Origin of the sequence: Pseudomonas sp. 21LCFQ010 (assembly GCF_024129905.1) — a bacterium.
In the GTDB taxonomy this organism is placed as follows: Bacteria; Pseudomonadota; Gammaproteobacteria; order Pseudomonadales; family Pseudomonadaceae; genus Aquipseudomonas.
This window is the reverse complement of sequence record NZ_JAMYDZ010000001.1, coordinates 79076-102668: the sequence shown is the minus strand read 5'-3', so window position 1 is coordinate 102668 and position 23593 is coordinate 79076. Positions and strand designations below refer to the sequence as shown.

General features: G+C 60.2%; 25 protein-coding genes. 11 read left to right on the top strand and 14 right to left on the bottom strand.

Annotation, left to right across the window (positions count from 1 at the left end):
• Positions 1-91 precede the first annotated feature (91 nt).
• Together NJC38_RS00465 and NJC38_RS00460 are read right to left on the bottom strand one after the other, a co-directional pair.
• On the bottom strand, positions 92-2179 hold the full coding sequence (locus NJC38_RS00465; RefSeq protein WP_045489930.1) for an LTA synthase family protein: 2088 nt from the start codon (positions 2177-2179) through the stop codon (positions 92-94).
• Positions 2180-2440: 261 nt separating this feature from the next.
• On the bottom strand, positions 2441-2632 hold the full coding sequence (locus tag NJC38_RS00460; RefSeq protein WP_253110277.1) for a PLD nuclease N-terminal domain-containing protein: 192 nt from the start codon (positions 2630-2632) through the stop codon (positions 2441-2443).
• 145 nt (positions 2633-2777) lie between these two features.
• Here NJC38_RS00460 and NJC38_RS00455 point away from each other — a divergent pair, with 145 nt between their 5' ends.
• Positions 2778-3704, top strand: a complete 927-nt coding sequence (locus NJC38_RS00455; protein ID WP_253110273.1) for a ZIP family metal transporter — start codon at positions 2778-2780, stop codon at positions 3702-3704.
• A 1-nt stretch (position 3705) separates the two neighbouring features.
• Here the strand turns inward: NJC38_RS00455 and NJC38_RS00450 are convergent, their stop codons facing one another.
• Both NJC38_RS00450 and NJC38_RS00445 read right to left on the bottom strand, forming a co-directional pair.
• On the bottom strand, positions 3706-4230 hold the full coding sequence (locus NJC38_RS00450; RefSeq protein ID WP_253110271.1) for a hypothetical protein: 525 nt from the start codon (positions 4228-4230) through the stop codon (positions 3706-3708).
• 74 nt (positions 4231-4304) lie between these two features.
• On the bottom strand, positions 4305-4829 hold the full coding sequence (locus NJC38_RS00445) for an ankyrin repeat domain-containing protein (protein WP_253110268.1): 525 nt from the start codon (positions 4827-4829) through the stop codon (positions 4305-4307).
• Between the two features lie 326 nt (positions 4830-5155).
• Between NJC38_RS00445 and NJC38_RS00440 the strand changes: the two genes are divergently transcribed.
• On the top strand, positions 5156-5434 hold the full coding sequence (locus tag NJC38_RS00440; protein WP_253110265.1) for a DUF3509 domain-containing protein: 279 nt from the start codon (positions 5156-5158) through the stop codon (positions 5432-5434).
• Between the two features lie 100 nt (positions 5435-5534).
• On the opposite strand, the gene NJC38_RS00435 is transcribed toward NJC38_RS00440, so the two are convergent.
• The 4 genes from NJC38_RS00435 to aroC form a co-directional block, all read right to left on the bottom strand.
• A complete protein-coding gene (locus NJC38_RS00435; protein WP_253110262.1) occupies positions 5535-6224 on the bottom strand; it encodes a LuxR family transcriptional regulator in 690 nt (229 codons plus the stop codon).
• Between the two features lie 239 nt (positions 6225-6463).
• Positions 6464-7000, bottom strand: a complete 537-nt coding sequence (locus NJC38_RS00430) for an acireductone dioxygenase (protein ID WP_253110259.1) — start codon at positions 6998-7000, stop codon at positions 6464-6466.
• Between the two features lie 76 nt (positions 7001-7076).
• A complete protein-coding gene (locus tag NJC38_RS00425; protein ID WP_045489916.1) occupies positions 7077-8237 on the bottom strand; it encodes an MFS transporter in 1161 nt (386 codons plus the stop codon).
• A complete protein-coding gene (gene aroC / locus NJC38_RS00420; RefSeq protein WP_045489914.1) occupies positions 8234-9325 on the bottom strand; it encodes a chorismate synthase in 1092 nt (363 codons plus the stop codon). The genes NJC38_RS00425 and aroC overlap by 4 nt, the downstream gene beginning before the upstream one ends.
• A 111-nt stretch (positions 9326-9436) precedes the next feature.
• Between aroC and NJC38_RS00415 the strand changes: the two genes are divergently transcribed.
• Both NJC38_RS00415 and NJC38_RS00410 read left to right on the top strand, forming a co-directional pair.
• Entirely contained in the window at positions 9437-10423 is a 987-nt protein-coding gene (locus NJC38_RS00415; protein ID WP_253110256.1) for an alpha/beta fold hydrolase, read from the top strand.
• A 91-nt stretch (positions 10424-10514) separates the two neighbouring features.
• Complete coding sequence (locus NJC38_RS00410) at positions 10515-11303, top strand: hypothetical protein (RefSeq protein WP_253110253.1); 789 nt, start codon at positions 10515-10517, stop codon at positions 11301-11303.
• 42 nt (positions 11304-11345) lie between these two features.
• On the opposite strand, the gene prmB is transcribed toward NJC38_RS00410, so the two are convergent.
• Positions 11346-12254, bottom strand: a complete 909-nt coding sequence (gene prmB / locus NJC38_RS00405; RefSeq protein WP_045489908.1) for a 50S ribosomal protein L3 N(5)-glutamine methyltransferase — start codon at positions 12252-12254, stop codon at positions 11346-11348.
• A 299-nt stretch (positions 12255-12553) separates the two neighbouring features.
• Between prmB and NJC38_RS00400 the strand changes: the two genes are divergently transcribed.
• From NJC38_RS00400 to NJC38_RS00380, 5 genes are all read left to right on the top strand, one after another.
• Positions 12554-13144, top strand: a complete 591-nt coding sequence (locus NJC38_RS00400; RefSeq protein WP_045489906.1) for a cysteine hydrolase family protein — start codon at positions 12554-12556, stop codon at positions 13142-13144.
• A gap of 75 nt (positions 13145-13219) precedes the next feature.
• On the top strand, positions 13220-13777 hold the full coding sequence (locus NJC38_RS00395) for a Smr/MutS family protein (RefSeq protein WP_045489904.1): 558 nt from the start codon (positions 13220-13222) through the stop codon (positions 13775-13777).
• A gap of 440 nt (positions 13778-14217) precedes the next feature.
• On the top strand, positions 14218-14763 hold the full coding sequence (gene folE, locus NJC38_RS00390; protein WP_045489902.1) for a GTP cyclohydrolase I FolE: 546 nt from the start codon (positions 14218-14220) through the stop codon (positions 14761-14763).
• A 59-nt stretch (positions 14764-14822) separates the two neighbouring features.
• Positions 14823-15194 (top strand): glutathione S-transferase N-terminal domain-containing protein, encoded by a 372-nt coding sequence (locus tag NJC38_RS00385; RefSeq protein ID WP_045494558.1) that lies wholly within the window; start codon positions 14823-14825, stop codon positions 15192-15194.
• A gap of 202 nt (positions 15195-15396) precedes the next feature.
• Entirely contained in the window at positions 15397-16146 is a 750-nt protein-coding gene (locus tag NJC38_RS00380; protein ID WP_253110250.1) for a YkgJ family cysteine cluster protein, read from the top strand.
• Position 16147: 1 nt separating this feature from the next.
• On the opposite strand, the gene NJC38_RS00375 is transcribed toward NJC38_RS00380, so the two are convergent.
• The 3 genes from NJC38_RS00375 to NJC38_RS00365 all read right to left on the bottom strand — a co-directional run bounded on the left by NJC38_RS00375 (position 16148) and on the right by NJC38_RS00365 (position 18591).
• Positions 16148-16534, bottom strand: coding sequence for a lysozyme inhibitor LprI family protein (locus tag NJC38_RS00375; protein ID WP_253110247.1), 387 nt, complete (start codon positions 16532-16534; stop codon positions 16148-16150).
• A gap of 238 nt (positions 16535-16772) precedes the next feature.
• Positions 16773-17375: a glutathione S-transferase family protein gene (locus NJC38_RS00370; RefSeq protein WP_253110244.1), complete on the bottom strand. Its 603-nt coding sequence runs from the start codon at positions 17373-17375 to the stop codon at positions 16773-16775.
• 46 nt (positions 17376-17421) lie between these two features.
• Positions 17422-18591, bottom strand: coding sequence for a PLP-dependent aminotransferase family protein (locus NJC38_RS00365; RefSeq protein ID WP_253110241.1), 1170 nt, complete (start codon positions 18589-18591; stop codon positions 17422-17424).
• 82 nt (positions 18592-18673) lie between these two features.
• Between NJC38_RS00365 and NJC38_RS00360 the strand changes: the two genes are divergently transcribed.
• Entirely contained in the window at positions 18674-19132 is a 459-nt protein-coding gene (locus NJC38_RS00360; protein WP_253110238.1) for a MarR family transcriptional regulator, read from the top strand.
• 114 nt (positions 19133-19246) lie between these two features.
• On the top strand, positions 19247-20440 hold the full coding sequence (locus NJC38_RS00355) for a benzoate/H(+) symporter BenE family transporter (protein WP_253110235.1): 1194 nt from the start codon (positions 19247-19249) through the stop codon (positions 20438-20440).
• 32 nt (positions 20441-20472) lie between these two features.
• Here NJC38_RS00355 and NJC38_RS00350 read toward each other — a convergent pair whose 3' ends face one another.
• On the bottom strand, positions 20473-22434 hold the full coding sequence (locus NJC38_RS00350) for a methyl-accepting chemotaxis protein (RefSeq protein ID WP_253110232.1): 1962 nt from the start codon (positions 22432-22434) through the stop codon (positions 20473-20475).
• A gap of 182 nt (positions 22435-22616) precedes the next feature.
• Positions 22617-23552 (bottom strand): LD-carboxypeptidase, encoded by a 936-nt coding sequence (locus tag NJC38_RS00345; RefSeq protein WP_253110229.1) that lies wholly within the window; start codon positions 23550-23552, stop codon positions 22617-22619.
• Positions 23553-23593: the final 41 nt, after the last annotated feature.

Genomic DNA, 23593 nt, shown 5'->3' with positions numbered 1-23593 from the left:
TTGGGTGACGCCCAAGCAAACGGGAATCTGCATGTCGGCGGTTTTTACACCGGCAGAAAAAAGGCCCCGGAGGGGGCCTTTTTCATGCTGCTCAGTTCTTGCTGGCCTCTACGCCTGCGGTGTTGTCCAGCAGGCTCTTGGTCGCGGTTTGCAGGAAGCTTTCAAGTTTTTGCTTGAGTTCTTCAGTCTGAGCCGCATTTTCGATCACTTCGGCCGACGGTGTAGTGCCCAAGGTGTACTTGAGAACCTTGGCAGGCATGTCTACCGGCTCGATCAGGATGTGATTGCCACTGAGAATGGCCACCACCTGCTCACTGCCAGACGGCTTGATCACGCCAAAGCCCTGATCACCCTCGGGCAGGTTCAGCAGGTCACGCCCCCAGCATTGATGACGGGTCTTGCCACCCAGACGGCCCATGATGGTCGGCACCACGTCCACTTGAGTGCCGACGATGCTGCTGCGCTTGCCGAACTTGTCCTGAATACCCGGTGCGATCAACAACAACGGCACGTTGAAGCGGCCCAGGTCCATTTCGGTCAGTTGGCGGTTGTTGCCAAAGCCATGGTCGCCCAGCACCACGAACAGGGTCTCGTTGTAGTAAGGCTCTTTCTTGGCCTTCTCGAAGAACTGCCCCAGCGCCCAGTCAGAGTAACGCATCGCCGTCAGATGCTCGTCCATCGAGCCATAGCCGGTAACCCGCTCGACCGGCAAATCCTTGGGCAAGGCATACGGCGTATGGTTGGACAGACTCTGCAGCAAGGCATAGAACGGCTTGCCCTGGCCCTGACGGGCTTTGAGCTCTTCAGCACCACGGTCGAACATGTCCTGGTCGGACACACCCCAGGTCGGATCGGAGAACACCGGGTTGACGAAGTCATTGCGACCGACAAAGTTGGTCATGCCCTGATTGCTGAAAAAGCCCGACTGGTTGTCCCAGGCGAAATCGCCGTTATAGACGTAGACGTCGTCGTAATCGCGACCGGTACTGAGCAACTGCGGCAGGCCGGACAACTTGTGGCTGCCTTCAGGTTCTTGCATCAGGTATTCGAAGCCCGGCAGGTTCGGGAAACAGGCCATGGTCGCGAACATGCCCTGATGGGTATGCGTGCCGTTGGAGAAGAAGTGATCGAACAGCAGACCCTCTTCGGCCAGCTTGTCGAAGTACGGCGTAATGTTCGCCTGGCTGCCCAGGGCACCCACCGAGTGACCGGCGAAGCTCTCCAGCAGGATGACCACCACGTTGCGAATTGGCAGCGTGTTCTGCGCCGGCGGGTTGAAGTCACGGCGCACGGCAGCGATATCCGGCTCGACCAACTGGTCGTTGGCAGTCAACAGCATGTCACGCACGGTCTGTTGGGCCTGATCCTGTGGCAGGGTGGCTTTCCAGATATTGTCACGGTCCTCCGAGAACCGGCTCTTGCCTGCTGCAATCAGGGTCAGGGTGCCATTGAGGCCCAACTGGTTGGCGAAGTTCGAATCGGTTGTGTAGGCATCGCCCCAGCGCAGTGGCGGGCCTTGACGCAAGGTGCCACGGGCGGCGACCACAGCCACCAGCAGGATGACCACGAACACGCTGGCGCGCATGTACCAAGGGGCGACGGCACCAGAAAAACCGCGGCTGGCAGTCACGCCCTGCGCAGGCCGGGCCAGACGATCGAAACCTTTGAATACCAGGCTCAACAGCCAGGTGACCAGCGCCCAGGCCAACAGGTAGCGAACCACAGGGAAGCCGTACCAGAGCATGCTGAGTACAGTTTTCGGATCTTCTTTGACGTACTGGAACACCAGACCATTGAGGCGCTGGTGGAACTCGCGATAGAAGTCCATTTCCATCAGGCCCAGGAACAGCGTGATACTGCCGACCAGGGTCAGCCAGAAACGGAAAAAGCCCCGGGCACGCATCGCCCGCACGCTGAACACCGAGAAGAACAGCGGAATCAGCAAGTAGATGGTCAGACGCAAGTCAAAGCGCATGCCATTGATCAACGCCTCGACGAAGGTCGATATCGGCGTATCGCCGATCATCTCGCGGTTATACACCAGCAGTGCAATGCGCAGCAGCGTGTACATGACCATCAGGGTCAGCCCGCTAAGCAGTGTATAAAGCAGATGATGTTTCAGCGTTGGGTCAGGCAGCCGGGACAAGGCATGCCGACTCTGGGCGTCCGATTTGGCCATAGAGGGAGATCCGAAGGATTCAGGGTTGGAATTGTTACAGACCACAGAGGGGTGCAATGCCGATCAGGCTGAAGTGCGCACCGCCCCATCCATGGTGTGCTGCCGACGCACTGCGACGGCGGTCAATGATCGCCGCGCATCATGAGCCACGCAATGTGAAAATTGTGTGGGCTTACAGTCAGTTACGAACAATGTGAAGATAAACAGGCTGTCTGCCGGATCAGACCGCCCACACCCAGCCGCGCCAGGCCTGATAATCGCTCAGACACGCAGGTCGCCGCGCGGCCCGGCAAGGGCCCAGATGATCAACCCCAGCACTGGCAGCAGTGCGATGAGCAGGACCCACAACACCTTGATACCCGCCTCGCTGCCACTTTTAAGTACTTGCAGAATGGCCCAGATATCCAGGGCCAGAATAATCAAGCCGATCAGGCTGTTGAAAGTCGATCCCACCGATATTGCTCCAAAGCATTTATTGGTACAGGTTGTACGCCAGCAAACCGCTGCGCGAGAAAAAGTTTGCATTGAACCAACCTGCCACCTGCAGGCTCGGACATCCAGATAGCCGCCGTTGCTTCCCTATTAAGGTGCCGTTTTCATGCCTACACCTGCGCCATTGCGCTCGTTACGTTCGACCTGGACCGCTCAGTTCCAGTCTTCGCCGCTGCTGAGCCTGGGGTTTTTCCTGGCCCTGCTGATGATTCTGGGCCTGGGCATCGCCAGTCTTTACAACGCCTTTCAGGGCGCCAACAAGATTAACCTTGAGCACGCCCTGCTCGGCGGCAGCGCCGGCTTCGCAGCCACGGCATTAGGCGCTATCGCGGCGGTGTTACTGCGCGACATCAGCCAGCGCACCCAGGACATCATGCTCGGCTTTGCCGCCGGGATGATGCTGGCGGCCAGCTCTTTTTCGCTGATCCTGCCAGGCCTTGCAGCGGCCCGGGAAATCACCGGTAGCGGGCCTCTGGCAGCGACCACGGTCGTCTGCGGGCTGGGGCTCGGGGTGCTGCTTATGCTGGGCCTGGACAAGTTTACCCCGCACGAGCACGAGAGCGTGGGCCGGCAAGGCCCGGCTGCGGAACGCATCAACCGGGTCTGGCTGTTCGTTCTGGCAATTACCCTGCACAACCTGCCCGAAGGCATGGCCATTGGCGTGAGCTTTGCCGGCGGCGACATGAATGTCGGCTTGCCGCTGACCAGCGCCATTGCCATTCAGGACATCCCGGAAGGGCTGGCCGTGGCCCTGGCGCTGCGCTCAACCGGGCTTTCTGCGCTGAAGGCGATGTTGGTGGCGATAGGCTCCGGGCTGATGGAACCACTGGGGGCAGTGGTCGGCCTGGGCATCTCCAGCGGCTTCGCCATCGCCTACCCGCTGAGCCTGGGTCTGGCCGCTGGCGCGATGCTGTTCGTGGTGTCCCATGAAGTGATTCCGGAAACCCATCGCAACGGCCACCAGACCTCTGCCACCCTGGGCCTGATGGGCGGCTTTGCGGTGATGATGTTCCTCGATACCGCACTGGGCTGAATCAGGCCTCGCCGCGCAGCGCCTTCAGAGCGGGCGCGGCATGAATACCCACCTCGGCGGCCAGTTCCAGCACCCGCTGCTCGTCGCAGCCATACACCAGCACTGCCTGCAATTCATCGTCCAGTGGCTGGCTGAAGTCCATCAATACATAGCCACCCGCCTCTTTGTTCATGCTGCTCAACTGCACCTGAATGCGGTTGAGTGCCGTCAGTGGCTCGGTTTTGGCCAGTTGTTTAGGCTTGATATTGAACGCGACGCCCGGACCAAAGGACGCAGTGATCTGGCTGAACAGGTCCATGTAGTTGTCGGCCTGGAACAGCACGGTATCGGGCAGGCTGCCCACCACCACCCACTCTCCCAGCGCAATTGGAAAGGTATCGTCATAATTGATGTCGGGATTGGCGGCCAGAAAGCCATCGGCATCGGCGTAAGCCTGGGCCGCTTCATCGGCGATGCGCTGGATGTCCTGCTCGCCCATGCAGCCGGAGCTGATTTTACTGATGAGTTCGACGAGTGCAGCGTTCATTGGCGCAGATCCTTGGGCAAGCGTAAGAGGCGCGCAGGATAGCGGGAAATCCGGCACGCCTCTATCAAATGCGCTCAGATACGAGCCAATTGCTCGGCGGTGTCTGTCGCACCCATGGCCTGGGCCGCCCCCAGCGGGGTGACACCGTGGGCATCGCGGGCTTGTGGGTCAGCGCCGTTGGCGATCAGGTAATCAACCATCGCGGTGCGGTTGAACATCGCTGCCATCATCAACGCGGTACGCCCGTCGGCCGAGGCACCTTCAACTTGCGCCCCCGCCTCGACCAGCGCCTGAACAACCGCCAGATCGCCCTTGAAGGCGGCCCCGGCAATCGGGCTCTGGCCGTTGTCATTACGAATTTCCGGATCGGCCTTGAACCTGAGCAGCACCTGCACGGCAGCCAGGTGGCCGTGGTAACAGGCCAACATCAGCAAAGTGTCGCCTTTGTGATTACGCAGATTGACCGGCAGGCCTTTTTCCAGCAGACGCTCAAGCATGTAGGCATTGCCTTGGCGAGCAACATCGAACACCTGCTCGGCAAACTCGGCAGCCTCATCGTCGGTCATCAACTGCGGCGGGTTGCGGTGGGCATTGGTCATGAATCACTCCTTGGCAGAATCAGGCTTTACACACTGTGCAAACAATGACCGCCAGTCTGTCCGGGGGTTCGCCTGGGGTCAAAGCAGTGTCTTCTATGGCGCTGATAGAAAACACGTTGTTCAGGGAACCATTCGCGCTTGCAAAGGTACTACGACTGGCAAAATGCAGTGCCCAGGATGGCCATTCATGCAATTTGCACGAAGAGTGAAAAATCAGAAAAATATAAGTTATTGATTTATAAGCATTTTATTTAAATTCAATACTGGCACAGACACTGCAATCCATTGATCAAGTTTGTTAATACTGATCAACGGAGCCGCCAGACATGACTTTCATCCAGGAAAAATTCGCTTCTGTATTCTCCGACTACAACGTCAGCACCCAGGCTCGTCCTGATGGCGGTGTACTGCTGACCCTGCGCGATCAAGAAGGCAAAGTGACCCGCCGTTGTGTGTCCTATGCTCAGCTTCATACCCCGGTCCATCTGGAATGGGTAATCAGCGCCATCCGTCGTGACCTGGCCGCCCAGGCCAGTGAGTTGCCAGCCATCTCCATGCTGCAAAGCCAGCATCGTTTCGACCTGCCGACCTACCACAGCCGTTGATTGGATTCTGCTGCCTGAGTGCAGCGCTGTTCGCTTTGCGTTTCCACACCCTCGCTTGTACCGCGGCCTCAACGCCGCGGTTTTTTTTGCATGGCAAAAACTAGATCAGGCCGCGGCACAGCGCCTCGCCGACCGCTTGCGCTCTGTTGGCCACTCCCAGCTTGCCGTAGATGGTCTTGAGGTGATATTTCACCGTCGACTCGGAGACCTCGCGGATCAGGGCGATTTCTGCGGTCGTGCGGCCCTCTCGTGCCCAGCGCAGAATTTCCAGCTCACGCTCGGTCAGACTATGGCCACGCATCCGGGTTCCGCGCCCGACCATGTGCAGCACCGGCACCAGGCTGCTCAGCAGGTACTTGTCGTCACTGTTAAGGCTGCGTTGCATAGCGCCCAGGGTACAGACCGAAATCACCCCGGAGGTTGCACTGCACTGGCTGGTATACCCGTAAGACTGCGCCGGCAACAACCCCGAACGCTGGAGCATCTGCAGGTACTCGACAGACGCCGGGTACTGGCGCAGCGCATCGCGCCAGTCGAGAAAACCCAACTGGTTGCGATAGCAACGAATGACCGGATCTTCTGCAAGCTGGCGTTCGCCACGGAAAAAGTCGGCTTCGGCCGGCGCCAGATTGGACGCCGCGAACGTCAGCAGCAGCGAGCCCTTGAACTGGTAGAACATGGCCCGCTCGCAACGGCACTCTTGCCTGAGCCACTGCAGTGCGTTTTCGATGGCCAACAGACCATCGCGTTCGGAAATGCTGCTGACCATCTGTCGTATCAGTAAGTCCATTGTCGTCTTGATTGTCCTGGCCCTTGCCGGTCGCAGCCATGGCTAAAGTCGCCGCAGCCCGCGTGGTGATGAGTGATCCAGAACCAACTTACACGAATAAATCCGTTTAAAACCCTAAGGCAAAACAAACAGGATTTACTGACTTTTATACGAAAAACGTCCTACTTTCCGAACGGATATACCTGACACTCAACACAGACAATGAGCATCAATAGCGCGCCAGTGAGGCCGCGGTGCAATCAATCATCCAGGCGTGGAAAGCGACTGGCCAGCCCGTCACCGCTGGCAACCGCGCGCAGCCCATCTGCGCTGGCCGACAGACGAATGGCCACCAGATAAGGATGCTCACCGACATCGAACCACTGCGCCGTCCCGGCGGGCAGGCTGATCAGGTCGTGCTTTTCACACAGCACGGCGTAGACGTACTCTTCCTTGCGCAGATAAAGCAGTCCGCGACCGGCCACAAACCAGCGCACTTCATCGCCCGCATGATGATGCTCCTCACTCAGCAGTTCAGCGCCCTGCTCGGCAGGCCGGTCAAGGCTGATGACCTGTTGCACGCTGACCTGGCGCTGCCGGGCAAGTTGCTCAAGCGACGCCTGGCAACTGGCAAGCACCTGTTCGCTGGAACTGCCCGCCGCCACCGCAGCCGAGACCGGCCAGCGCTCGAAGGTGATGCCCTGTTCGGCCAGCGTCGGTGCAATGTCCTCCAGGTGGTTGAGCACTTTCAAAGGGACTTCGGGGCTGGAAACGTGATAGACGAACAGACTGCTCATCAGGCAACTCCTGAACGGAAAATGCAGCGCCACAACGACGCCTGCGAAAAACAACGGCAGAACCGATCGGCAAGGCTCATACCGCCCGCCCTCGCCTGCCAGACAGTATCAATGCGCTTGCCAGCAGCGCCGCCAGACTGGCGATCGCGAACGTCCAGGCCGGCCCCAGGCTGTTCCAGCTATAGCCGGCATACAGTGCGCCCAGCGCCCCACCGGTTCCGGACAGCGCGGCGTACAGCGCCTGACCCTGGCCTTGCTGGCGTCCGGCAAAACTGCGGCGTACGAAATCAATGGCAGCGGCATGAAAACTACCGAAAGTGGCGGCATGCAGCAGTTGGGCAAACAGCAGCACGACTGGCAGTTCGGCCCATTGGCCGAGGATCATCCAGCGCAGTGCGGCCAGCAGGAAACTGACCACCAGCACCTGGCGCACGGAAAAACGCTGCAGGATACGGCTCATGACCATGAAAATCAGCACTTCAGCCACCACCCCCAGTGACCAGAGCAAACCGATTGCACCGCGGCCATAGCCCAGGTACTCAAGGTGCAGGGTCAAAAAGGTGTAGTATGGACCATGGCTGAACTGCATCAAGGCGACACTGAGGTAAAACGCAATGACGCCCGGGCGGGTCAACTGACGAAAAAAACCGTCGCCATCGACCTTGCTCTGTTCATCGACAGGCCGGGCGTTGGGAACCTGCCAACTGGCCAGGACAATACCGGCCAGGATCACCAGCAACAGGTACGGATACAGGTCAAGGCTGAAGTGTTCGAGTAAAAAGCCCACCGCCACCACTGCCAGCAGGAAGCCGACCGAGCCCCAGACCCGCACCTGACTGTAGCGGCCGGGCTGGTCGTGCAAATGCGCCAGGGTAATGACTTCGAACTGGGGCAATACCGCGTGCCAGAAAAAGGCATGCACAGCCATGACCATCGCCAGCCACGCATAGCTTTTATCAAACACAATCAAGGCGAACGCCAGCAGCGTGCAGACCGCGCCGAAGCGCACGATCGCCAGCCGCTGGCCACTGTAATCGCCCAGCCAACCCCACAGGTTCGGCGCGATGCAACGCATCAGCATCGGAATGGCGACCAGTTCACCGATACGCGCACTGGAGAAGCCTAAATGATGGAAATACAGGGCCAGAAACGGCGCCGAAGAGCCCAGCAGGGCGAAATAGAACAGGTAAAAGCCGGACAGCCGCCAATAAGGCAGCTGCCCGCCATGCTCCGTCACAGCTGGCCCAGCACCGGTGTAGTCACTTGCACATCGGCGTTCTGCCCACGATGGCGCAGCAGGTGGTCAAGCAGCACGATGGCCATCATGGCTTCAGCAATCGGCGTGGCACGGATGCCGACGCAGGGGTCATGACGGCCCTTGGTGATCATCTCCAGTGAATTGCCATCGACGTCAATGGAACGGCCCGGCGTGGTGATACTGGAGGTCGGTTTGAGCGCCAGATGAGCCACGATGGGCTGGCCCGAAGAGATACCGCCGAGAATGCCGCCCGCCTGGTTGGACAGGAATCCGTCCGGTGTCAGTTCGTCGCGGTGCTCGCTGCCACGCTGAGCCACACAGGCGAACCCGGCGCCGATTTCGACGCCCTTGACGGCGTTGATGCTCATCAGCGCGTGGGCCAGTTCGGCGTCCAGGCGGTCGAAAATCGGCTCGCCAAGCCCCGGCATCACACCTTCGGCCACCACGGTGATCTTCGCCCCGACCGAGTCCTGGTCACGGCGCAACTGGTCCATATAGGCTTCCAGCTCAGCAACCTTGTCCGGGTCAGGTGAGAAGAAGGCGTTCTGCTCGACGCTGTCCCAGGTTTTGAACTCGATCGGGATCGGCCCCAACTGGCTCATGTAGCCGCGTACGGTAATACCCTGGCTGGCCAGGTACTTCTTGGCGATCGCACCGGCCGCTACGCGCATAGCGGTTTCCCGCGCAGAGCTGCGGCCACCGCCACGGTAATCGCGGACCCCGTACTTGTGGTGATAGGTGTAGTCAGCATGCGCCGGGCGGAACAGGTCCTTGATTGCCGAGTAGTCTTTGGACTTCTGGTCGGTGTTGCGAATCAGCAGACCGATCGAGGTACCGGTGGTCTTACCCTCGAAGACGCCGGAGAGAATCTCGACCTGGTCGTCTTCCTGGCGCTGGGTGGTGTGCCGACTGGTGCCGGGCTTGCGCCGGTCCAGGTCGCGCTGCAGATCATCGAGCGACAACTCAACGCCAGGCGGGCAGCCATCGACGATAGCGACCAGCGCCGGGCCATGGCTTTCGCCGGCAGTGGTTACAGTGAAAAGCTTGCCGAAAGTGTTGCCGGACATGCGGGGGCTCCGAGAAAAACCAGTTCGATTTAAGCAGGTGCGCAGTATACACACTAGAACCTTCGCCGAACGCATGCGTCCAAGCGTTACCTTCCTGATGATGGCTTTGTGATGCACCCGAAACGAACCACGATTCAAGCCCTGTCAGCATGGCTATTGCTGGCTGTGGCGCTGCTCAGCACCGCAGCCCAAGCCGCGACACCCAGTGTTATGCAGCGCCCGATCAGTGTGCAGACCGGCAACGGCACGCTGTATGGCACCCTGCTGCTGCCCCGCGCCAGCAGCCCGGTGCCGGTGGTGCTGTTGATTGCCGGCTCCGGCCCCACCGATCGTAACGGCAACAACCCTGAAGGCGGGCGCAACGACAGCCTCAAGCAACTGGCAATCACCCTGGCCAGGCACAACATTGCCAGCGTCCGTTACGATAAACGCGGTGTGGCCGCCAGCAAGCCTGCGACCCCTGATGAGCGCAATCTGAGCGTTGAGCGTTACGTCGCCGATGTCGTGGCCTGGAGTCGCCTGCTCAAGGCCGATTCGCGGCTCGGCCCGCTGATACTGCTCGGCCATAGCGAGGGCGCACTCATGGCTTCGCTGGCCGCGGGACCGGCCGGCGCCAGCGCGGTGATTGCCATTGGTGGCACGGGCCGGCCGGTGGATCAGGTCCTGCGCGAGCAACTCAATGATCGACTGCCACCGGAGCTGGCGCAGCGCAGCCAACAGTTACTCGACAGCCTCAAGGCCGGCCGCACCGATACGCAAGTGCCGGCCGAACTGATGGTGGTGTTTCGGCCCAGCGTCCAGCCGTATCTGATCTCGCTGTTACGCCAGGACCCGGCTGCGGCATTCGCCCGGATCAAGGTGCCGGCACTGATCGTGCAAGGACGCAACGATATTCAGGTCGGGGTAGAAGACGCGCAACGCCTGCAGCAAGCCAAGCCGGATGCGCAACTGGTGTTGATCGACGGCATGAACCACGTGCTGCGCATCGTACCTGACGATCTGCAGCAACAACTGCAGTCGTATCGCAACCCCGATTTGCCGCTGGCCAGCGAGCTGACCAGGCAAATCCTGCAGTTCATCGAAAATCTGCAGCCTTGACGGCTGCGCGCTTAAGTGTTGCTGCTGCCAGCCGATAGCGAGGCACTGGCAGAGTGTGTGCCGCAACAGGCCATGGACAGGATCGCCACGAATGACCGATACCATTGACGCTGTAGAAAAGACCGCTGAAAGCGAAAACGCCGCACCGCCAAAACCGTGGGACGATGTCGTTCCGGAGCATTTCCAGATGCTGCGCCTAGCGCCCTTGCCCACCGATCGCGCGACCGGCGGCCGCCCGCTGCGCTTCGTCCAGATGGGTCAGGCTGAGCGGCACAGCAAAGAATTGAGCCTGTTGCGCCTGAATATCCAGTTGCCGGGGCAGCGGGTGCGGCGCGAACAAAACCACCTCGATATCTGGGTCGACCACCTTGAGCATGTGGTGCGCTTCGGGCCGGACTCGGGCCTGCAGATCGAGCCCTGGAACCGCGGCCTGGGTCGCTTTCTGATCGCAGCCGGGATCCATTGGGCGCAAAAACGCTGGGCAACCTACAAGGTCGAGAGCTTTGACCTGGCCAGCAAAGACGGCTTGAATGAAGACACCCGGATGCGCCGCGACCACTTCCTGCGCACCCAGGGCTTCGAGGTCGGCTACGCTGACGCGCAGCACATGAAGGGCAGCATCAAGCAAGTCCAGGTCGGCAACCTGCACAGCACCTGGAACAACGAAAAAGTCCAGATCGTTGAAATACTCGATGCGGCGCAGATGCTTGAAAAAGCCGAGCAGCGGCTACAAGAGCAGGATGTGACCATTCGCAAACATGAAGAGCGGGTCAACAAGTACCGCCGCGATGATGCCGGTTTGCGCTTTACCATCGCCTGCCTGGTGACCTTTGCGGTGTTTCAGGCCGGGCTGTTGATCTGGATCGCCACGCATCGCTAAGCCGCCAAGGCCGGGAATTGGCCCGGCCTTGGCGGTAGCGTCTTACAGACGCGACTCGAACAGCGCGCGATGCTCGCGGCACTGCTCGGCCGAGAGCATGAACACTCCGTGACCACCGCGTTTGAAGTCCAGCCAGGCGAAATCGACCTCTGGATACAGCGCCTGGACATGCACCTGGCTGTTGCCTACCTCAACGATCAGCAAGCCTTTCTCGGTCAAATGGTCAGCCGCCTCGGCGAGCATGCGGCGCACCAGGTTCAAGCCATCGCTGCCGCAGGCCAGGGCCAGTTCAGGCTCATGCTGGAACTCATCCGGCATGTCAGCGAAATCCTCGGCATCGACATACGGCGGATTGGACACGATCAGGTCGAAGCGCTGCCCTGGCAGGCCATCGAAGCCATCGCCCTGCACGGTGTAGACCCGCGAATCCACACCATGACGCTCGATATTCTGATTAGCCACTTCCAGCGCGGCATAGGACAGGTCGGCCAGCACCACCTCTGCATCCTGGAACACGTCGGCACAGGCAATACCGATACAGCCCGAGCCGGTGCACAGGTCCAGAATCCGCGCTGGCTCCTGGGCCAGCCAGGGTTGAAAACCGTCCTCAATGAGTTCGGCAATTGGAGAACGCGGGATCAACACACGGTCATCGACAATGAACGACATGCCGCAGAACCACGCCTCGCCTAACAGATAAGGGGTTGGCACGCGCTCATCGATACGGCGGCGAATAAGCCGCTGCAGTTCGGAAATCTCGTCGATTTCCAGGCGGCAATCCAGATAGCTGTCGGCAATTTCCCAAGGCAGGCTCAGGGCGCCAAGCACCAGTTGCCGTGCTTCGTCCCAGGCATTGTCGGTGCCGTGCCCGAAAAATACGTCTTCCTCGTGAAAGCGGCTGACGGCCCAGCGGATATGATCGCGTATGGTGCGCAAACGGGAAGTGATCATGGGCAAGCTCCTTGGAGGAAAACGGCGGGCGATTCTAGCAGGACTCGCAAACCCGCGAGTGACGTAAAGCAACGGAGTGTCTACCATTGCGCAACATCCAGCAAGGCAAACAGCCATCACCTTTTGCTCCATCTTCTGCCCTGCAGCCCGCTAAAACCGCGGTTCTCAATTGTCAAGATTCACAGAATGACTCGGGGAGAGGACAATGCGCCAAAAAGGGCACCTCTAAACGTGTTGGCAAGGCCGGCAACGCGGGCAGTTTTTAGAGGCGTCCCCAAGCCCCACTTGAAGGAGCCCCCATGTCTTCTCCCAAGACCATGTTTCAACTCAGCGGCCGGGTTCACGCCCAGGCCAGCCTGAGCAATGCCACGCTGATTATCATCGATGCCCAGAAAGAGTACCTCAGCGGTCCGCTGGCGCTGAGCGGCGTCCATGAGGCACTGACCAACATCGGCCTGCTGGTAGAAAAGGCACGTGCCGCCAAATGCCCGATCGTGCACATCCGCCATCTGGGTACTGTGGGCGGTCTGTTCGACCCGCAAGGCGAGCGTGGCCAACTGGTCCCGGAACTGCTGCCGCTGCCCGGTGAACACGTCGTCGAAAAACGCCTGCCCAATGCCTTCAATGGCACCGGCCTGCATGATCTGCTGCAAAGCCTGGGCCGCCTGGACCTGATCGTGTGCGGTTTCATGAGCCATTCGAGCATCAGTACAACCGTGCGTGCCACCAAGGACTACGGCTATCGCTGCACGCTGGTCGACGATGCCTGTGCCACCCGCGACCTGCCGACCCCAGACGGCGTGGTCAGCGCGCACGTCGTGCACCGTACCGAAATGGCGATCATGGCGGACAACTTCGCCACCCTCGCACTGACCAAAGACCTGATTTGACGCTTCCCGGGCTGTTTGCCATGAAACAGCCCGCATCATGGCCCGTTGAACTGGATGGCTTAGGGGAGGCCCTGCATGCAAGACGATGATTTTTCCCTGTTCAAGAACGAGATGCGTGGCGTCAAGCGTATCGAGCAGGCTTATGCCGACACCGGCAAGGCAAAGGCTGACCGCCGCCAGCTCAGTCGTTTGCGCGAGTCGGCCACCGCCAGCCACGAGTCGATCAAGGTCGATGGCCTGTCCGATCAGTTCGTTATTGATGTAGGCCCGGAGGACGTTCTGCACTGGGCCCGTGACGGGGTTCAGGAAGGGCAGATGCGCAAGCTGAAACTGGGCCAGATCAGTTTCGAAGGCAGCCTGGACCTGCATGGCATGAACGTGGAAGTCGCTCGCGAAACCCTCTGGGCGTTTCTTGCCGAAGCCACCAGGCTTGAAATCCGCTGCGTGCGTGTCACCCACGGCAAGGCGGTGCGCCTCGATGGCAAGCGGCCGATGATCAAAAGCCACGTCAACACCTGGCTGCGTCAGCACCCGCAGGTGCTGGGCTTTTGCTCATGCCAGGCACGGCATGGCGGAGCGGGCGCGGTCTATGTGATGTTGCGGCGGACCATGCTTGAAGGGCGCGACGAGTAACGTCGCGCCGCAGCCCCCCACATGGCAGACTCAGCGCGGGCCAAAACCTGGCCCACCGCCGCCCGGCCCGCCATGGCCGCCCGGCCCACCCTGATGATGGCCACCACCACCGCCACCCCCGTGCCCACCCGGCCCCGGTCCCCAGAACGGCCAGCAACCGGATACGGCCGACAAGACGGCAACGACCATCGCAATTTTCACTACTCGACTCAACATGCGTTTCATACTCTCGAATCAGGGTCAGGAATGACCTGCCGCATGAGACTGCATGGCGGGGTAAAAGTAGGTAGCGAACGAGTCGCACGATGGTAAGCAAACGGATACACGGACGTAAGACGAGGACATTGTGCCTGACCGATTTGCACAGCGGCCATACACCTGACCGTCCGGCTCGGGTAATATGTGCGCCCTGATCGCTATCCATACGGAAACACAGCCCCGTGACACTGGAACAGAATTACACCGACATCTTGGGTCAACTGGGTGAAGACGTCACCCGCGAAGGCCTGCTCGATACGCCAAAACGCGCTGCCAAGGCCATGCAGTACCTGTGCCGCGGCTATCAGCAGACCCTCGAAGAAGTCACCAACGATGCGCTGTTCAGCTCCGATGCCAGCGAGATGGTGATGGTCAAGGACATCGAGCTGTATTCGCTGTGCGAACATCACCTGCTGCCGTTCATTGGCAAGGCTCACGTGGCCTATATCCCCAACGGCAAGGTACTGGGCCTGTCCAAGGTCGCACGCATTGTCGACATGTATGCCCGCCGCCTGCAGATCCAGGAAAACCTCAGCCGCCAGATTGCCGAAGCCATCCAGCAGGTCACCGGCGCCCTGGGCGTTGCGGTGGTCATCGAAGCCAAGCACATGTGCATGATGATGCGCGGCGTCGAGAAGCAGAACTCGGCGATGATCACCTCGGTGATGCTCGGTGAATTCCGCGACAACGCCGCCACGCGCAGCGAGTTTCTCAGCCTGATCAAGTAAGCCCAACCCTGCAGGGCACCTGGTGCCCTGCCCGCTCCGCCACACTCAGAGGTATGCCTGTGATCATCAAAGCCCTGCGGGTTGGTCTTGGCCAACTTATCGTCTTCGGCGACTTCATCACCCGCCCGGCCCGCAAGAAGCGCAGCCCGCAGGCCCAGGCCAGTGTCGAGCAGGCCGCCCGAGAGCTGAGCCTGTATCAGTTCCATGCCTGCCCGTTCTGCGTAAAAACCCGCCGCACCCTGCACCGTCTCAATGTGCCAGTGGCACTGCATGACGCAAAGAACGACCAGACCGCTCGCCAGGCTTTGCTCAACGAAGGTGGCCGGATCAAAGTGCCCTGCCTGCGCATTCAGGAAGGCGAGAAAGTGACCTGGATGTACGAATCCAAAGTCATCATCGACTATCTCAATCAGCGCTTCGGCGCAGTCTGAACCGCTAAATCCTCCTGCCTTGAATACAGCCCCCTGGCCGTCCTGAACGGCACGGGGGCGGTTGTATTCATTTTGATACAAATGTTAACGGTACGGATACAAATCCGCCGGATAAGCTGCCTGCCTCGATAAATCAGCGGGTCGCGGCGTGTTCATCTAATGCCCAAGCCAAAGCGACCGCTCCGGCAGAAGATCGATTGCGATGTCAGATGATGGCTTGAGGTACAACTGCACGGCCTGTGGCAAATGCTGCCGTGGCAAATACGTGCCACTGACGGTCGATGAGGCGCAGGCCTGGGCAGCGCGCGGCGACAATGTGGTACTCATGACCGAAACCATCAGCGACTCGCTGTGGTCAGGAAGGCCAGGAGAGTACCAGCACCAGACCTTGCGCGCGTTTGCGGCCAGCTTTGGAGATCAGGACGCAGAGGTCATCACCCTGCTGGTAGCCGATATCGTTGCCGGCTGCCCCAATCTGGGCGCCGACAACCTGTGTACCATTTATGAACAGCGCCCATTGGTGTGCCGCATCTATCCGCTGGAGATCAACCCGACCATTCTGCCCTCGCCTGTCGGCAAGGACTGCCCGCCCGAAGCATGGGGCACCGGTGACATCATCTGGCGCGAGGGCAAGTACACCGACCCTCAAGCGGTCGAGCTGATCGAGCGCTCCCGCCAGCAGGATCGACAGGACGCTGAGCGCAAAAAGCGTCTATGCGAAGCGCTGGGCATTCATAAGGCAGGATGGAAAAACGACGGCATACTGGCCTGGCACATTACCCCAGAACAACTGCTAGAGGCCCTGAGCAGCCTGGACGAGCCAAACCTGCCAAGCGAGCAACCCTGGGCAGTGGTCAGTCACTCAGCCAACCTCAAAGCGCATTTGCTGGCTGCCGGGCTCAATGTCACCGACCACATCAGTTCGGACGCGGTGTTTCATTCAATGCACTGAATCAACGCGGGCACCCCTGCTGGCGACAGGCCGTGTAGGCCTGCAACTGCCTGACTCTTGCCTCGGTATGCGCGGCCAGACAACGGGCTTGCAGCATCGGCCCAAGGGTTCCGGCATCCGCCAGCTTACCCACCTGATACAGACAGTCAGCATCACGAAAGGCGATCCACTGCCGCTGTGCACTGCGCAATTCGAGTTTTTTCCGGGCATCCTGCAACCAGGCCAGCTGGTTCTTGAACGTCTCGTTCAGTTGCCGGTCAAGCCTGGCCAGCTCAACCGCCGCACAGCGATTCATCGCCGCCTGGTTGTCTTCGCAGTCGTCGGCCCGTGCCTGAACGGCAAACGTCAGCAAAACGATGAGCGCCGCGGTCCGGATTACGTCGAGCATGAGCCCTTACTCCCCTGCTGGAAAAAGCCATTGTGTTGTCGACCTTTGCCAGCAGTGGGCCATGAAAAATCATTGCGATTGATTCCGGAGCGAGAGCGAGTATTGCAGAAACTGCGCCACTGCAAGCCCTACTGAAAAGCCCCTCATCAGTAGGTAAAAAATCTTACGCAAGGCGACGCAGTTTCTATTCGTGTGCGTCTAGGTTTCACTCGCTCGGGCAAGGCGATCCAGCGTCGGATCAGTCCAGCATTCCGACATAACCAGGCTGAGCCCGGACCCGCTCCAGCCAGCTCGAAATGGCCGGATACTGCGTCAGATCAAAACCACCCTGGTGCGCGACATGGGTGTAAGCGTAGAGGGTGATATCGGCAATCGAGAACTGCTCAGCCACCAGAAACGGCGTACGTTGCAGTTGCTGCTCCATCACCGCGAGCGCACGGTAGCCTTCCTTGAGCTTGCGCCGATGCTCTTCAGCCCGCTCGGCAGGCAGGCCAAGATAAAACTGGATAAACCGCGCCACCGCGACACTGGGCTCGTGACTGTATTGCTCGAAAAACTGCCATTGCAGCACCTGGGTGCGCAAACGCGCATCGCTTGGCAGGTAGGCGCTGCCATCGGCCAGAAAATTGAGAATCGCATTGGACTCCCACAGGCAGGTGCCGTCTTCGAACTCCAGTACCGGAATCTTGCCGTTGGGGTTCTTGTGCAGGAACTCCGGGGTCTGTGTCTCACCCTTGAGAATATCCACCGGCACCCATTGATAAGGCTGGCCCAGCAAGCTGAGCATCAGCTTGAGTTTGTAACAGTTGCCGGAGTTGTAATCGCCATGAATCTTGTACATCAGCCGTTCCCCATTAAATCAATGCACTTTTGAAGACGATCGACACTTACTTGACCAGCCCCTTGGCCAGAGCTTGACGCACCACGTCAGCCAGACGCCGTAGCCCCTCGTCCAGACGTGACGGATCAATATGGCTGAAATTCAATCGCAGGTATCCAGGGTTCGCCTGCGGGTCAGCAAAAAACGGCTCACCCGGCATGAACGCTACATCCTGGGCCAACGCCGCATCCAGCAGGGTGCGAGTGTCCAGCGGCTGCTTCAGGGTGAGCCAGAAGAACAGCCCGCCTTGCGGTGTGTTCCACTCAGCCAGATCAGCGAAATGGGTCTGCAGGGCGGCGTCAAAGGCATCACGGCGCTCGCGGTAAAAGTCGCGCAAAACACCCAGATGATCGCGATATTGCTGGGTGCCGATCCATTGCAGCGCCTGCCACTGACCCATGCGGTTGGTGTGCAGATCGGCCGCCTGCTTCAAGCGCAGCAGGTGCGGAAACAGATCAGGACTGGCAATCAGGTAGCCGACCCGCAGGCCGGGCAACAGGGTCTTGGACACAGTGCCGGTGTAGATCCAGCTCGACTTGCGCAAGCGCGCCACGATGGGCCGGGCACGGCCATCATCGAAGGTCAGTTCACGATAGGGTTCATCCTCGATCAGGGTCACACCGAACTCATCGAGCAAGGCCGCTACCGCCTCGCGACGTTGTTCGCTGTAACGCACGCCGGACGGATTCTGGAACGTCGGAATCAGGTAGGCGAACGCGGGTGCATGCTGTTCGAGCTTCTGGCGCAACGCTGCCAGGTCGGGCCCTTCGGCTTCTACCGGTACGCTAAGGCAGGCAGCACCGAACAACTGGAAGATCTGCAAGGCGGCCAGATAGGTAGGGCCCTCAACGAGAATCTCGGTGCCTTGATCGATGTACAGCTTGGCGGCCAGATCCAGAGTCTGCTGCGAGCCGCTGACAACCAGTACCTGGCTGGCCTGACAGTCAAGCCCCAACGCCCGCGCTTCGGCCGCCAGCGCTTCGCGCAACGCCGGCTCGCCCTCACTCATGCCGTATTGACCCAGACCCACCGGCATCTCGGCCCACTGTACGGCCGGCAGCATCGACTCGGCAGGCAGACCACCGGCAAACGACATGACCTCGGGACGCTGGGCAGCGGCAAGGATCTCGCGAATCAAGGAACCTTTGAGGCGTGAAACTCTTTCAGAAAAAGCCATCACTTTCACCTGTAGCCGGGTAGAAGGGAATACGTCAAAATTGTTGACCAAAACTTACGATGCTATTGACAGATACGTCAACATGCTTGACCTTAAAAACTGCACCAATCAACAAATGGCCATGGAAGCTTTTTTCTTCGGCTATCAGGCGTTCACCGCAAAACCGGATGAAATGCTGGCCAAACGCGGGTTCAGTCGCGTTCACCAGCGCATCCTGTTCTTCATCGCTCGCTACCCGGAACTCAGCGTCAAGGAGCTGCTGTCCGTGCTCGGGGTCAGCAAACAGGCACTGAATGTGCCCTTGCGTCAGTTGATTGCCATGAACATGGTGCACACCACCACGCCCGAAACGGACAAACGCAAGCGTCTGCTGGGGCTCAGTGCCGAGGGGCAGAAGTTCGAGGCTGCCCTGCGTCGCGAGCAGGTCAGGCTCTTGCAGCGAGTATTTGCCGAGGTGGGCCTGGAGGCTGTCGAGGGCTGGCTGACCGTCAACCAGGCACTGGGCAAGACCCGGCATCCAGGCGACGGCCCGCTGGGCTGACGACAGGCGGCCAACTGTACGGGCCAATACGCCTGTCGCTGTATCGCAATACGCTGCCGGGCTTGGGTTTAGGCTGTGCGCCCTGTTACCTGCGCGCTTTAAGGAAATTCCCGCATGTCCGAGACCGCCCTGCAGACTCCTCTGCGTCCATTGGCTGACTCTTCGCTATCTTCGGTAGTCGCCGGCTTTATCGCGATGATGACCGGCTGCACCAGCTCACTGGTGCTGATGTTCCAGGCCGGCCAGGCGGCGGGCCTGACCGGCGGGCAGATTTCTTCATGGCTATGGGCGCTGTTCATGGGCATGGCGGTGTGCAGCATCGGCCTGTCGTTGCGCTATCGAACACCGATTACCGTCGCCTGGTCGACACCGGGTGCGGCGTTACTGGTGACCAGCCTGGGCGGTGTAAGTTACCCGGAAGCTATCGGCGCGTTTATCACCTGTGCGGTGATGGTGACCCTGTGCGGCCTGACCGGCAGTTTCGAGCGGCTGGTCAAGCGCTTGCCGGCCTCGCTGGCCGCTGCGCTGCTGGCCGGCATTCTGTTCAAGATCGGCAGTGATATTTTTGTCGCCGCGCAACACCGCACCGGCCTGGTGCTGGGCATGTTCTTTACCTATCTGCTGGTCAAACGCGTTTCGCCGCGCTACAGCGTGCTGGCAGCGTTGCTGGTAGGGATTGTGCTGGCCGCCACACTGGGGCTGTTGAACTTCAGCGGCTTCGCCCTGGAGCTGGCCGTCCCCGTGTGGACCACACCCAGCTTCTCGCTGGCCGCCACCATCAGCATCGGCATCCCGCTATTCGTGGTCGCCATGGCCTCGCAGAATATGCCAGGGATTGCGGTACTGCGCGCCGATGGCTATCACACCCCCGCCTCGCCACTGATCACCACCACAGGCCTGGCCTCGTTGCTGACGGCACCGTTTGGCTGCCACGGCATCAACCTGGCGGCCATCAGCGCAGCCATTTGCACCGGCCCGCATGCCCACGAAGACAAAAGCAAACGCTATACCGCTGCGATCTGGTGCGGGGTGTTCTATGCCATTGCCGGCCTGTATGGCGCGACCCTGGCCGCGCTGTTCGCGGCCTTCCCGAAAGAGCTGGTGCTGTCGATCGCTGCGCTGGCGTTGTTCGGCTCGATCATCAATGGCCTGACCGTGGCCATGAGCGAGCCCAACGAGCGCGAAGCGGCGTTGATCACCTTTATGGTCACGGCTTCAGGCCTGACCCTGTTTTCGGTCGGCTCGGCGTTCTGGGGAATTGTTGCCGGCGGCCTGACCCTGTTGATTCTCAATGTACGCAAGGGCTGAGCAAACGCTACCGCAACGCAGCAGCGCAGGCGCTACAAACGAAAATGCCCGACCATGCCTTTGAGTTCATTGCCCAGCGCCGCCAACTCTACGCTTGAGGCGGCGTTGCCGCGCATGGCCAGCGCCGATTGATCGGCGCTGCTGCGAATGCTGGTGACGCTGCGGTTGATTTCCTCGGCCACCGAGCTTTGTTGTTCGGCGGCGGCGGCGATCTGCTGATTCATCTGCTGGATGGTCGATACCGCACTGGCAATACTGCTCAATGCATGCTCGGTCTGCTGCGCTTCACCCACCGCGCGCTTGACCAGCTCACCACTGCTTTGGATCTGCTCCACCGAAGCCCGTGCACCGCCACGCAAGCTGGCCACCAGGCTTTCGATTTCCTCGGTGGACTGCTGGGTACGCCGTGCCAACGCCCTTACCTCATCCGCCACCACGGCAAAACCCCGGCCCTGTTCACCGGCCCGCGCGGCTTCGATGGCGGCGTTGAGCGCCAGCAGGTTGGTCTGTTCAGCGACACTTTTGATCACCCCCAGCACCTGATCGATGTTCTGCACCTGCGCGCTGAGGTTCTCGATCCCCTCACAGGCAGACGCCGAAGAGCGTGACAGCGCATCGATACACTGCATGCTCTGACGCACCACAGCCTGGCCACTGCTGACTTTCTCATCAGCGCTCTGCGCGGCCAGCGCGGCCTCTTCGGCATTGCGCGCCACATCATGCACGGTAGCGGTCATCTGGTTCATGGCCGTGGCAACCTGCTCGGTTTCTTCCTTCTGACTGCCGACCTCCAGATTGGTCTGTTCGGTCACTGCCGACAGCTCATGGGCCGAGTTGGCAAGCTTCTCGATGCCCGCCTGCAGACCACTGACGATCTGGCTCAGGCCGTTACTCATCTGCTGCATGGCCGCCATCAACTGACCAATTTCATCACCCCGGTCCACCTCAACACGGCCACTGAGGTCACCGGCTGCGATGCGCTGCGCCTGACCGATCACCAGCCGCAGTGGCGCGACAATCAGCCGGGTGATCAGCCACGAAGCCAGCAGCCCCACCAGCAATGCGGCAATGGAGGAGCCAATGATCAACAGGGTGTCGGCACGCAGCTGAGCTTGCATCGACTGGTCTTCAGCAGCGTAGGCTTGCCCCACCAGCTCGACCACCTGACGAGCACTCTCGCCCAGTTGTGTCGCCACGCCCGCCTGCTTGCCCAGCAGCTCGGTGTACTCCTTGAGTTTTTCGTTGAAATTGGCGATATGACCGACCACCTCATTGATCACGGTCTGGTAGCCAGGATCGGTGATCGCTGACTTGAGTTCCTCGGCCAGCGCCCTGGCCTGCTGCGCTTGTTCGATCGTGCCGGTAGCGGCCTCTTCGCCTGTTCCAGTGCGGCGGTTTTTTTCCAGGCGCACCCTGGCCTCGTCCATGGCAAGCAACATCAGGCGCCCGACCTGGCTGATCTTGCCGGCCTGTTCGATAAATTGCGCGCCATCCTGGCCCTGAGTGTCCTTCAGGGTCCAGGTGCCATCGTCGGTCAGTCCTGACTGCAATAACTCCAGACTGTTGGACACACTGGAGACTGACCAGTTGGCCATTTCCAGTGCCAGGTCTTTGCTTTGGTTGATATCTACATAGGCATCGAACGAACTGCGATAGGCCACCAGGGCTTGTTGCACGCGCTCCACCACCGCGGCATTGCCAGGCATGAGGATCTTGAGGGCCGCAGCACGCTCATCAAGAGCCTGCAACTGCGCATGCAACTGCTCGACGAGCTTGGGATCACTGCGCAGCGCGTAATCCTGCTCCAGCACACGCACACTCAGTACCGCGGTATTGAGCGCCGAGGTCTGTTTGAGGCCATCGAAATGCTGAGTGATACGCTGCAGCGACCAGACACCGATACCGGCCACCAAGGCGGTGAGCAGCAACACCAGGCCAAAGCCCAACCCCAACTTCTTGGCCATCCCCAAGTGGGTAAATCCGGTCGACCTCATAGCGTCCCATCCCCATGTAAGCTCGTCATGCCACGCAAGCCCGCGATATCCGTGCAGATTCGCGCCCGGCGGTCAGCCGCACAAGCGGGGAATGGGTCATAGGTGGCAATTAGCTATGCGAAGGTCGCTTTCAGGATCAGCAAAGGCCGCCAACGATCGTTGCGGACCTATGCGGGGGCAGCTCAGGCCACGTTCGCAGACTCGACCAGCAAGGTACCGGCTTCGACGTCCAGCACCGCCCGAGTCCCCAGCGGCAGCGCCTGATTGACCTCACCGTGGCCGACCGGCAAACCGCCCAGCACCGCAATGCCCAGGCTGCCAAGACGCTCGAGCAACACATCGGCGGGGCTAATGCTGCCTGCGGCATGCGCCGGTACGCTGAAATCGCCCAAGGCAATGCCGTTGAGCCGCTGCAGCAAACCGCAATTACCCAAATGAGTCAACAACCGGTCCACCCGATACGCGGCCTCACCCACATCTTCCAGTAGCAGAATTGCACCGTCCATATACGGCATGAACGGTGTACCGACACAGGTGCTGAGCATGCTCAGGTTACCGCCCAGCAAGGTGCCGGTCGCCCGACCGCAGGTGCGTACGCTGCCAGTGCCGGCGTTGGGGTCAGCCTGCAGCAAAACCGGTTCGGTGCTCATCAACGCATGGCGCAGACCGCGGGCCATCAGTGGATTGTGACCAAGCTGGTTGGCCACCGGCCCGTGCACGCTGGCCAGCCGCGCTTGCGCCCAGAGCAGCCCGTGCAGTGCCGTGATGTCGGAGAAACCACTGAGCACCTTGGGATCACGGCGCACCGCCTCCAGGTCAACCTCATTGAGAATTCGTTGCACGCCATAGCCGCCACGATTGCAGATCACTGCACGAATGTGCGGGTCGCCAAGCGCGTGGTTGAGGTCGCTGATGCGCTGCGCGTCAGTGCCGGCATAGAACGAATGACGCTCACAAGCATGGGGGTAGATGCGGGGCCGCAGCCCCCAGCTTTCGAGTACCCGTGCGGCGGCCTCGATCTTCTCGGCGGCCACCGGCCCTGAAGGCGAAACCAGCGCCACCGCATCGCCCGGACGCAGAACCTTGGGGTGAACGGTAGGCAGCGTCAGGCTAGACATCAAGACATTCCAGGCAGTTGGCAAACCTGCAATGTAGAGCA

Coding starts and splice junctions, on each gene's coding strand:
- NJC38_RS00465 (WP_045489930.1), bottom strand. CDS start 2,179: ATGGCCAAATCGGACGCCCAGAGTCGGCATGCCTTGTCCCGGCTGCCT.
- NJC38_RS00455 (WP_253110273.1), top strand. CDS start 2,778: ATGCCTACACCTGCGCCATTGCGCTCGTTACGTTCGACCTGGACCGCT.
- NJC38_RS00450 (WP_253110271.1), bottom strand. CDS start 4,230: ATGAACGCTGCACTCGTCGAACTCATCAGTAAAATCAGCTCCGGCTGC.
- NJC38_RS00445 (WP_253110268.1), bottom strand. CDS start 4,829: ATGACCAATGCCCACCGCAACCCGCCGCAGTTGATGACCGACGATGAG.
- NJC38_RS00440 (WP_253110265.1), top strand. CDS start 5,156: ATGACTTTCATCCAGGAAAAATTCGCTTCTGTATTCTCCGACTACAAC.
- NJC38_RS00435 (WP_253110262.1), bottom strand. CDS start 6,224: ATGGACTTACTGATACGACAGATGGTCAGCAGCATTTCCGAACGCGAT.
- NJC38_RS00430 (WP_253110259.1), bottom strand. CDS start 7,000: ATGAGCAGTCTGTTCGTCTATCACGTTTCCAGCCCCGAAGTCCCTTTG.
- aroC (WP_045489914.1), bottom strand. CDS start 9,325: ATGTCCGGCAACACTTTCGGCAAGCTTTTCACTGTAACCACTGCCGGC.
- NJC38_RS00415 (WP_253110256.1), top strand. CDS start 9,437: ATGCACCCGAAACGAACCACGATTCAAGCCCTGTCAGCATGGCTATTG.
- NJC38_RS00410 (WP_253110253.1), top strand. CDS start 10,515: ATGACCGATACCATTGACGCTGTAGAAAAGACCGCTGAAAGCGAAAAC.
- prmB (WP_045489908.1), bottom strand. CDS start 12,254: ATGATCACTTCCCGTTTGCGCACCATACGCGATCATATCCGCTGGGCC.
- NJC38_RS00400 (WP_045489906.1), top strand. CDS start 12,554: ATGTCTTCTCCCAAGACCATGTTTCAACTCAGCGGCCGGGTTCACGCC.
- NJC38_RS00395 (WP_045489904.1), top strand. CDS start 13,220: ATGCAAGACGATGATTTTTCCCTGTTCAAGAACGAGATGCGTGGCGTC.
- NJC38_RS00380 (WP_253110250.1), top strand. CDS start 15,397: ATGTCAGATGATGGCTTGAGGTACAACTGCACGGCCTGTGGCAAATGC.
- NJC38_RS00375 (WP_253110247.1), bottom strand. CDS start 16,534: ATGCTCGACGTAATCCGGACCGCGGCGCTCATCGTTTTGCTGACGTTT.
- NJC38_RS00370 (WP_253110244.1), bottom strand. CDS start 17,375: ATGTACAAGATTCATGGCGATTACAACTCCGGCAACTGTTACAAACTC.
- NJC38_RS00365 (WP_253110241.1), bottom strand. CDS start 18,591: ATGGCTTTTTCTGAAAGAGTTTCACGCCTCAAAGGTTCCTTGATTCGC.
- NJC38_RS00360 (WP_253110238.1), top strand. CDS start 18,674: ATGCTTGACCTTAAAAACTGCACCAATCAACAAATGGCCATGGAAGCT.
- NJC38_RS00355 (WP_253110235.1), top strand. CDS start 19,247: ATGTCCGAGACCGCCCTGCAGACTCCTCTGCGTCCATTGGCTGACTCT.
- NJC38_RS00350 (WP_253110232.1), bottom strand. CDS start 22,434: ATGAGGTCGACCGGATTTACCCACTTGGGGATGGCCAAGAAGTTGGGG.
- NJC38_RS00345 (WP_253110229.1), bottom strand. CDS start 23,552: ATGTCTAGCCTGACGCTGCCTACCGTTCACCCCAAGGTTCTGCGTCCG.